Annotated in this window: 7 protein-coding genes; 1 reads left to right on the forward strand and 6 read right to left on the reverse strand. The window is 60.7% G+C overall.

Annotated features, from left to right (window positions below; genetic code table 11):
* Positions 1 to 75: 75 nt before the first annotated feature.
* Positions 76 to 951, reverse strand: a complete 876-nt coding sequence (locus ACGFSH_RS11495; protein WP_393347266.1) for a helix-turn-helix domain-containing protein — start codon at positions 949 to 951, stop codon at positions 76 to 78.
* Positions 952 to 1,396: 445 nt separating this feature from the next.
* Here ACGFSH_RS11495 and ACGFSH_RS11500 point away from each other — a divergent pair, with 445 nt between their 5' ends.
* The gene (locus ACGFSH_RS11500; RefSeq protein WP_393347268.1) at positions 1,397 to 1,768 is read left to right on the forward strand and encodes a hypothetical protein; all 372 of its coding nucleotides are present in this window, start codon (positions 1,397 to 1,399) and stop codon (positions 1,766 to 1,768) included.
* Between the two features lie 1,925 nt (positions 1,769 to 3,693).
* Here ACGFSH_RS11500 and ACGFSH_RS11505 read toward each other — a convergent pair.
* The 5 genes from ACGFSH_RS11505 to ACGFSH_RS11525 form a co-directional block, all read right to left on the reverse strand.
* A complete protein-coding gene (locus ACGFSH_RS11505) occupies positions 3,694 to 4,278 on the reverse strand; it encodes a ComF family protein (RefSeq protein WP_393347270.1) in 585 nt (194 codons plus the stop codon).
* Between the two features lie 121 nt (positions 4,279 to 4,399).
* Complete coding sequence (locus tag ACGFSH_RS11510; RefSeq protein ID WP_393347272.1) at positions 4,400 to 5,314, reverse strand: DNA-processing protein DprA; 915 nt, start codon at positions 5,312 to 5,314, stop codon at positions 4,400 to 4,402.
* Complete coding sequence (locus tag ACGFSH_RS11515; RefSeq protein WP_393347274.1) at positions 5,311 to 6,732, reverse strand: SIR2 family protein; 1,422 nt, start codon at positions 6,730 to 6,732, stop codon at positions 5,311 to 5,313. The genes ACGFSH_RS11510 and ACGFSH_RS11515 overlap by 4 nt, the downstream gene beginning before the upstream one ends.
* Before the next feature lie 140 nt (positions 6,733 to 6,872).
* Positions 6,873 to 7,913: a macro domain-containing protein gene (locus tag ACGFSH_RS11520; protein WP_393347276.1), complete on the reverse strand. Its 1,041-nt coding sequence runs from the start codon at positions 7,911 to 7,913 to the stop codon at positions 6,873 to 6,875.
* A gap of 630 nt (positions 7,914 to 8,543) precedes the next feature.
* On the reverse strand, positions 8,544 to 9,152 hold the full coding sequence (locus tag ACGFSH_RS11525) for a hypothetical protein (protein ID WP_393347278.1): 609 nt from the start codon (positions 9,150 to 9,152) through the stop codon (positions 8,544 to 8,546).
* Between the last annotated feature and the right edge of the window lie 597 nt (positions 9,153 to 9,749).

Genomic DNA, 9,749 nt, shown 5'->3' on the forward strand with positions numbered 1-9,749 from the left:
GGGGGCTAGACGACTCAGCGAGCAGAGTATTCCCACGCGCGACCGACAGGCCAGGCATCTTGAGGAATTATTCCTCTAATGAGTGGTGGAGTCCTCCAACTCCTGGAACTCCCGCATCACACGAACCAGGAGCTCGCGTGCCTCGCGGCCGAAGACGGCCGCCTCCTCGAAGCGCCGGAAGGTCTCCTCGTACGCGGCAACCTCGTCGGAGTCCTCGACGACTCGCTCACCGCGGAAGGCTTCCACAACGACCGCCCGCCGGTCGCACAAGGTGAACCCGTGCCGAGGCATGACCGGCACCGCGCGCCGCCACGGGATCACCCCAAGGCGCACAGTGCTCAGACTCTCGACAGCGAGCAGCCGGTCAAACTGGGCGAGCATGAGCGAAGGATCCCCCGGCCAGGTTCGCAACACCGCTTCGGTCAACACGAACACCGACTCACGGCCCGGCTCGTACAAGAGGCTCTGCCGCTCGACACGAGCAGCGACAGCGCGACCGACGGCTTCCGGCGTCGAGTACGGCGCACTGGCGAAGACGTGCCGGGCGTACTCGGCGCTCTGAAGCATGGCCGGCAGAACGACGCACTGGAACGACCGGACCAGACGAGCAGACCGCACCGCGTCATCAAGGACGGCACCGGAGGGAACCTCCTCGTTGGTCTCGACTGCGTCAGGTGCAGCTTCCACCGCTACTGCGTCAGGTGCAGCTTCCACCGCTACCAAGAGCTCCCGCACTTCGCGAGACGCCGACTCGTCGAGGTCGAGAGCGAGCAACAGGCGCCCCAACACGTCGAGGCTGGGGACCATGCGTCCGTTCTCCACCTTGGACACGGTCGGTTGCCCCACGCCGGCACGCTGCGCCAGAACAGCACCCGTCAGGCCGGCCTCCGTGCGAAGCCCTCGAAGGCGTGCCCCAAGCGCCCTCATCAGCTCTCGTCGCTCACTCCCCATACCGAGGGTTCTACACCACACGGCAGCCAGAGCCGGACCCGCCAGCGATGGCCGTCACGACCGAGCACCCAAGCCATGATTCAAAGTCTCTCTACTGGTTCAAGGCGGCTCGCTCCGCTCCCCGCGCGCGGCCCGGCCCCCGGCCGGGCCTGCGCTTCTGCCTTCGTCCCGCTCCAGCCCGGCCGACGCCCGGACCGCGCGCACAGCAATCAGCCACCTGACGTCAGAGAAGGGGTACGTCGTGGCTGGGGCGGTCGGCTCCACGGCTTTAGGCAGCCACTTTGGCGCGAGCCTCGAAGATCATGGCCCCAACGTCGTGCTTTACCGGGCAGGTCCACAGACTGCCCGACGCGCCGCAAGCTTACGGGGCCATGATCACTCGCGCCAAAGCAGCTCCAGCCCAAAGCCGCTCCGCCGACCTCGTGCAGCCCGCTAGGGTGCGGGTATGGCTATCCCGCGCGAGCCCAATGGCCGCCCCCTGACCTTCTATAGCTTGAGCCTCGACGCTGCCATCGACTACGGCCGCCAAGCACTCGCTGAAGGGCTAAACGTCGCGATCAAGGACTGGGATCTCCGCGACTCGATCACGTACAGGAGCTTCCAAGAGTCGCCGACGTTGGTGAAGTACTGGGCCGTGGAGATATCGGAGAACGACAGCGCGATGGGGTACCGCTCGACGTCGGCTCACCATGTCATTGAGGCCGTCGAGCAGATGTCGCCCGAGGAGTACGGCGCGCTTCATGCGGAAGACCTCGTGGCGTTCTGCCGTGACTACTACAGCAAGCTCGGCACGCACTCTTCTGACGTCAGCAGCTGACAGCAGTAGAAGCGGGTGTGGTCGACCGGTCAAGCCAGGTGAGCCGATGGCCGGACAGCAGTGAGGTACAGCAACCGAGCCAGCCGCAGGTGACTGCCACAGGCTGACGTCCGGGCGGGCAGCTTCGACTCAGCGGCGTTACCGTAGAAATATCGGCTGCCTACCATATCACTTATCTCCTCGTGCCGGTGATTTACATGGATGAAAAGAGCCTGCGTCGTGGACATACCGGGAAACCCCTCGATCTGAGCCTGGAACGCTGTAATGAAGGACTACGCATAGTCGAAGAATTGGCGACATATCCACGGAATGCAAAGTGGTGGCAGAGGAAACGGGAAGTCCTTGAGGAGCGCACCTACCACTGCAAACTGCGGCTCGGCCATCCAGGGCCATGCGAGTGGAGGAACCCAGGCGGCACACCGCCACGCTGCCTTTCCCGCAGGGTCGTCAAAGACGAGGTCTTCTACTGCCTGGAGCCCTATTGGCATGAGGGACCCTGCGATCACGGGCCACGTTTCGCCGAATTGAAGCGCAAGAACTGGGGCAGTTTCTGTCCCGAAGGCGGGTGTAGCCGAGACTTCGGTCATGACGGCGAGCATGAGTATCGCGTGCGGTCGCCATGGGATCCGTGAACCAGCAACCTCATGAATCGCAGTGAAGTCGTGGTCTTCGCCCGCCTCGACTGAGCCGACCGCTAGTAGCGATCCGGCGGTGCCCCGCTCAGAGGCGCCTAACGGACCGATTCCGGAGTCTGCTTACATGGCTCGCTAACCGCTAACGTGCTGGTCACAGCGGTTCTTGGCGCTAGCAGGGTCGCTAACGTTAGCGCTCCCTGCCGCTAGCGCTGGAGGCTCTTCGGGGCCGTGAGCGGGGCCGCCTGTGGGCCGTCCGAGAGCGGCCACCGCCGACAGATGACGACAGCTCTTCCCCTGTTCATAGGCGGTGCGCTGGGTACCGCCCCAGGTACCAAACCAGGAACGCTAGTTGAGGAACATCGTGGTTCCAGTCCATGCCCCCGGCGGGCACTCGAACGGTCACGGATGACGGTACGTCTCGGGCCATCGTTCGTCTGCGTCCGGCGGAGAGTGCAACTCGGGGAACCTCCACCGCCGGCGCCCCTTCACCATGTCACCGTTGGAGAGCTGAGCGTTGAAGCGGACGTAGAGCGGATGCTTGCCTTCCTTCACAGCACGGGGACGGGCACTCGTTCCCAGTGGCGTTCACCGTCCAAGCCCTCCACCTTCAATGCCGCCTCGAACCGTAGATACTTCTGGTACTTAGGTGGCTTGAACTTCCAGGCCCTACGGGCACACACCATGATTAAGCGCTCTACCTTGATGGGGGTAGTCCCCTTGTTGTTGAACCTCACCCAAATCGGTAGTAGGCGACCTTGTCAGGCTTCCAGTGCATATCGAGACCGGACTTTTCCACGCGGACCTTGATCCTGGGTCGGACACGTCGGTACGTGGCCCAAGCTGCCGTGGCACTCGCTAGGGCGATGGCAGCACTGACACCGGAGACGATCACAGCCACAGTCGCGCGATCCAGATGCATGAAGTCAGGATGTCTAAGACGGCTCCAGCCGTCCTGTTGGGATACTCCTGAAGGGCCTAGACCCTCCTATAGCGGCCCAGGGGAACTAGAAGGCGCCGACAGCCGTCGGGCCCTTTCAGTGGCCCGGAGAGATGTTGGGCGGTTGGCCGGCCCGGCGTCGTGGCTGGCTGTCGTCGGCTGAGGTTCACGCCTGCGTCTTCGATGAGCCCCGGCGGCCAAGCGAGCGGTTCGCGAGGATCAGCGCTGGGCCGTCTCTGGGCCGTCCGGCAGTGGCCGACGTCGACAAGTGCCGACAGGCAGCGCGCACATCAGCGCAGGTCAGCTCAACTCCGCACCGCATCAGTCGACTTGAGCACCCATTGAAACCAGTTCTAGATGAATTTGCCATTGAAGTCGAATTCATCAGCTGAGCACCTCTCCCACAGGGAACGGACCTGGGGAGTAAAGTCCGGATTGATGCGTCGCGCAATCGTCAGGATCCCGGGAACCTCGTAGCCGGCAGACTTAAGGGCATAGGCAGCGCTCTGCGCTGTAGCGCCAGTTGTGTAAACGTCGTCGAGCAGCAAGATTTTATGTCCGGCACCCTGAGAGGTGCAGTCGAACCCATCTCGATGCGCGAAGCGGTGTCGCAAGGGGCCTTTACCGCGTACCAAAACCTCCACTAGAGGCAGACCGACGTTCGTACGCTCATACACTCGACAAAGAGGGTGCGGCACTACGCCTTTCGTTGAAGGGACTACGCAAATACCATCGATAGGGCCCCAGGTAGCCTCGATGTTAGACATTTGCGCATCGAAGAATCTTGCGAGAATTTGAGTCAGCTTGATTCCATAGGACGGGTCGTATCTATCCCCGCCGCTCGGTTTGTAGAACTTAAGCCAATCGCGAAGCTCCGAAGGCTTCACATAAAGGGAAATAGGAAGCACCTGCCAAATCTCACCAAGTGCGACCTTCACGTCCCGACAGTTGTGGCATTCACCGCTAGCCAAGTTAGCCCAGCTCCGACAATACGGGCAGACACCGGCTCCCCCCATCGAAGGCTGCACTAGATGGTGCGCGATGTCTTCGTCGTTCGCATCATTCTGGAAACTCGAGCTGTTCGCCATTGTTGCCACCCCCGATAGCCGCGATAACTTCATCGCAACTTTCTACCATGGACACGTTGTCCTGTCTGGCGAAATCCTGAGCCCATTCTTGATCAGCTAGTGCGGGTGCCCAGAGCAGTACTGGTCGGCCCTGCCTAAGGGACGCGTCCGCTTCAGAACGTGTGCCGCTTCTCTTCGCTGCATCCATGATCAGGCTTACCTTCGCCAGAGCGCTGATCACAGCGTTCCGGAGAGGGAAGCTACTCGATGTCGGCGGAGAAAACGGCCGAAACTGGGAGATCAAGGACCCGTTCGCCGCCACTGCTTCCGCCAGCCTCCGGTTACTGGCCGGCTGTACCTGATCAATCCCGTGCCCAAGCACTGCGACGGTCCGGCCTTTTCCTGCGAGGGCTCCCTCGTGCGCTGCGGCATCGACTCCGAGAGCCAGTCCAGATACCACGGTTTGCCCATTCGAGGCTAGCTCCGACGCGATGGTGGCGGCCGCGGTTATAACGCTAGGCGACGTGCGACGACTTCCAACGATCGCCACGGCACTTTGATCTGCTGCAAGAACAGTTCCACGAGTGAAGATAAATGGTGGCTTGTCATATGCGGCCTTGAGGTTTCGTGGGTAATCAGTGTCTAGAACCGTTAGCATACGAACAGACGGATTCGTGACCGCTAGTTCACGCAGCCTCCGCTCCCAGAAAGCGACCCTATGCCCATCAACGCTATTCTTTACATACTCAGCAAGATATCCGAGCCGACCGGCCGGCAGGATCTCGGAATCAGAAAATGCTTCCAGTGAAGGATACTCTTGAAGAAGAGAGGAAAGATCACGTGCGTCAGCGGGAACTACTTCTGAAGCAGCCATCAGAAATGCCTGCGCGGCGGAGAATTCCATCATGCGCCCACACTACCACTAGGATCTGACAAGTCCCCCAAGAACATCGCATGCAAAATCATGCGCTTGGCCGCCCTAATGGCAACCCTAGAGTCCGAATCAGCGAGCAGGTTCCAGTCAGTTTGCGTGAAGAGGCTGTTCGCCGAACCCACGTAAGAAGCATCTGTCGAAAGTTCTTCCCAGATAGCTCGCGCCGCTCCCCCGGAAGCCGCGATCGGGATTACCGGAACCTTGTACGCGGCGGCACACTGTGCCTCGATCTTCGTGCGCTCTCCCCCGCCAAGGATGACCAATGCCCGACAATTCGAGATAACTTCCTCTCGGAGTCTCTCCACTTTAAACTCTGTAAAAGTAGCCGTCCCCATACGTTGCGGCAACTCGGGCACAGCACTATCTCGCTGACGGAAAAAGAAACGCATACGCGCAGGATCATATCGTCCCTCCGCCTTGAGGGTTCGCCCCAGAGCAAACGACACGTTCATGCCTGCCTGACCAGCAAGAGAAACCACCTCAACTGCTGACTCCACCAATTCATAGCCAAGGAGCTCGTCATGTTTGTGCCGTTCTAGTTCATCGGTGGCACTTCCAGAAACGAACAGCCACGAGTCTCGGGTCCTCTGAGCCAACCGGCTTAGCAAAGGGTTGAGGTCGGCGAAGTCTTCAATCTCCACAACCGCCACGCCCGACTTCTCAAGATCAGCCACCTGATGTCCGTAGAGCGCCAACTCGCTTCGGTTCGTGGGACGCTTGAGAACAGTGAAGTGTTCTGGTGCTCCAAGGTTCACACGCGTTCTTGCCAGCCGAAGCAACACTTCTACGTTGGGATCCGTGAAACTAAAACCTAGGAATAGGATCGAGCGAGTCAGGTACGTTGCAGTAAGGGACGCCCAAATTCGCGGGTGCGTGTATTCGTACTGTTCATAGTCTTTGCGCGTGATAACCGGCAGGGATGCCCAACGTACAGGTGGTCCCGGCACCAGACTGCCGTGCATCTTTGTGACTCGCATCCCGCCAACGGAGCGCTCGAGCAAGTCGTCGTCCTTGGCAATCACACGGACGTCCGGCGTTGACTGCTCAATTAGCCAGTCGTAGTTGGTAGTCCAAATCTCAGAGACAGGGATCTTGGCAATCTCAGCATGTCCCTGGGTTGGCGACGCGTCAGCAGAGGCTAGTTCATTCAAAATGTGCTGCTCCAGCGCCTCCCTTCCTCCAGGTACCGACTGCACGAAGTACTGGGCGGCCAAAGGCAAGTCTGTAAGTGAGGCGGGAATCTTTGCCGTGGTTCTTGGCGCTTTTAGTAGGCCATTCCAGTCAACATGTCCCGCTGCCCGCGAGAGACCGGCGCCAACGAACAGCGCAGCATTGCCAGCAAGGGCAGCTGCGCCAAAGTTCTGCAAGAGGAGATGCTCACTGATGGGCATACCCAGAGAGTAGCGTCCCAGGCAGCGCTAAGGGCATGTAGGCGGGACACCGGCTAGCAGGCATCGCGCTTGCTGTCCGGCCGAAGCACAGACATCTGCAGCTACGTTGTGCCATCGACAGATCGCCAGACAGGACAGTCTCACCGTCGGGCTAGCCTGGAGTCCGCTTCCAGGGCTTCCTCACACGCGACCACGTGCGCGCCTGTATGGGCCAGCAGGTAGATCGTATGGAGTTCCGATCCGCGATGGTTCAGTAGATAGTCCACGCAGGCAGTAACCATCACCTGGGCAGTGTAAGGAAAGTCGCTGTTTCCACCTCCCGTGCCAAGAAGGGGAAATACTACAGACCGGAGCTTCTCCCCGTTGTGATTCAATCGATCGATTTCAGAGAGAACAGATCTAACGCAGTTTTCGATACTCTGCACAGGACGGTAACCTTGGCCCGGTTCCCCCTCAACGGCAGCTACATGAAGTAGCCTTTTCACGTCATGCGAGTCGGCGATGCTGCCAGGAGTGGTCACTAGTACCTGCCCAGCCGCCACACGCGCTTTATCTGCCATCAGACTGGCAAGTTGATCTGCGATTACGTCGGCAACTACTTCGCCATACTGGTCTTTCTGTGCTCCTAGGAAACGCACTGTCGCAGAGATCGTCGGTTCAGTCACTCGGGACATTTCCATGCGGGTATTTTCCGAGTTAACCCATACGTCAACTCCGGTTACGCTGATTAGATCTCCGGTTATAAAGCCGATTCCCCGCCGCTTCATCTCATTTAGTTGATAAAGTACCCGTTCGTGGCGAAGAGGCGTCTCGTGAGTAGTCTGGTCATTCCTGGTGGAGACTTTCCTGCTTAATGACCTGTTCTCCTTCTCGAGCTCTCCCATTTTCTTCTCAAGCATGTCGAGATTTCGAGTCTTGGAGAGCCAAGCGAAAGCGCAGATCATGAAGAACCCTACGAATCCTGCCGCCCCGCCTAGGGTGAATCCAACCGCGCGACCTTCGGATACCGAATCGGGAAATGATACAAAGAGGAGCATCGCCGCTCCTAGTGCATAGAGGAGTACGGCCGGGAGTTGCAACGCGTATTGCGCTCCGATCCGCGCAGGCCGCACCGACCACATCTGCAGGAAAATGCCCGATATTAACAGCAACACTGCACCAACCAGCAGGACCAGATGCACAGTCTTCCCCTTTAAAGCTCTCTTTGGGTATCGATCAGGCAGCAACCACTGCCGACAAATTCCTTCTTCCTAAATCGCGCGACCTACCGCTATTCGGATATCGCCTTACCAGTAACGCGTGACAACGTCCGCAGCGTTCCTGCATGGTCTCTGCAAGCGCCGCAGCGCGTCAGTCGAACTGCTGCCGGTACCAGGCGACTTCGACGGTTACGTCGCCAAGGGTCAACACCTGAACTACGGTGTACTCAACTCCCAGCAGTCACCCACATCACCTGTCTCAGGGTCTTCGGCGCACCCCCAAGCAGGGGCGTCGCTCGTGGAGGTGGGTGAGTTCGTTGGCCGTGGACCGTCACCTGGTGACACCAACATGACCACAGCCGCGAACGCAGCGACCACCAGGATCGCGGCCGGGATGAGCAGCAGTCCCTTGAACGTGAACTCCTCGAAGAACCACCTCACCGACTTCACTGCGCTCCCTTCTGCACTGGAGAAGATGTACAGGTCCGCCTTGAGGCGATGTCTGGGCGGCGTGCCGAGGTTCTTTCCCTTATGGCGCACGGGTACGCGTCCCTCATACGTCTACCATTTTCGAGGGCTCGTGATCAGCGTATGCGGCAGTTTGGCCCGACATTACTGACCGCTCCGGCGCCGCGAGAGACGCCGCTGCGGGGCGGGGTGAAGCACAGCGCGCACCGCGTTTCCGAAGTCGGCGACCGCTGAGTCGAAGTGCTGAGAGTCACGCGACTCGTGATAGCTGAAGGCGGCCGCCACGAGTCTGTCGGAGGCGTCGACAACTGCACTGCTGGGATGTCGTCCAAGCGGAGCGGCGGCAGCTATGACTGCTTCGAGCTTCGGGGTTATGCCGGCCGTGGCCATCCTCGATTGGTGCCGTTCGTAGGCCAGGAACCAGCCAGCGCCACCGAGCGCGGCGGCGACCTCGCGGCGGTCGGAGCCCTTGACGAACGCAGCCGGGGCGAGACCGGTCACCGTCGCCAGGAGGAAGGTGCGTGCCTGCTCCTTCCATCCGCTCCAAAGGACGTGGTCCGCCTCGACCGCTGCGCGGAGTCCGGCGACGGCGAGCACCAAGGCGTCGAACTGAGCACCGAGGGTGTCTCGGTCCTGCTTGGCTTCGGTACGAGCGGCCACGCGGGAGTTGATGGCGGCGGTCAGCCCCGCACCGAGTGCGACGGACGCGAGCGTGCCGCCGATATTGATGAGGCTGTTGACGTCGATATGCACAGCCACAGAGTTGCGATCGCCGGCATCGGGCGTCTGGTCTGTTGCGCAGCCGTGACACGCCAAGCTCCTCATAGTGACCTGGCCTGGCCAGCCGATCAAGTGCCACACGAATGCACGGACTCGGCTGACAAGACTCACCGGTCACTGGACTATCCCTGGACTCGTCCCGCCTAACCAGCCAGGCACAGGGCCGTGACCTGCCGCGTTGCCCAGGACTCAAGCGGCCTCCGGAGCCGTTTCCGCAAACCTCGGCCGGACTCGAACTCTGTGTCTTTGTTGATCTCGTTCGGCGATCTCATGCGAGCATCTGATTGATCACGACATCACACAAGCCCCGTCCCTGTACGTTGGTGACACGCGTGCCCCGGTCGAGTGAAGACGCCGCGATGTCGAAACCTTCATGAGTGTCGGTACGTAGCCGAGATGTCGACCTCACCGTCAGCGACGTATCCCGTCTCCTGGCAAGGGGGGGGGGGGGGGGGGGCCACCGCCCCCCCCCCCCCCCCCCCCCCCAACCGGGGGGCCCCCCCCCACCCCCCCCCCCCCCCCCCCCCGCGGGGGCGCCCCCCCCCCCCCCCCCCCCCAAAACCCCCGCGC

This window comes from Streptomyces sp. NPDC048481 (assembly GCF_043200075.1).
Lineage (GTDB): Bacteria > Actinomycetota > Actinomycetes > Streptomycetales > Streptomycetaceae > Streptomyces.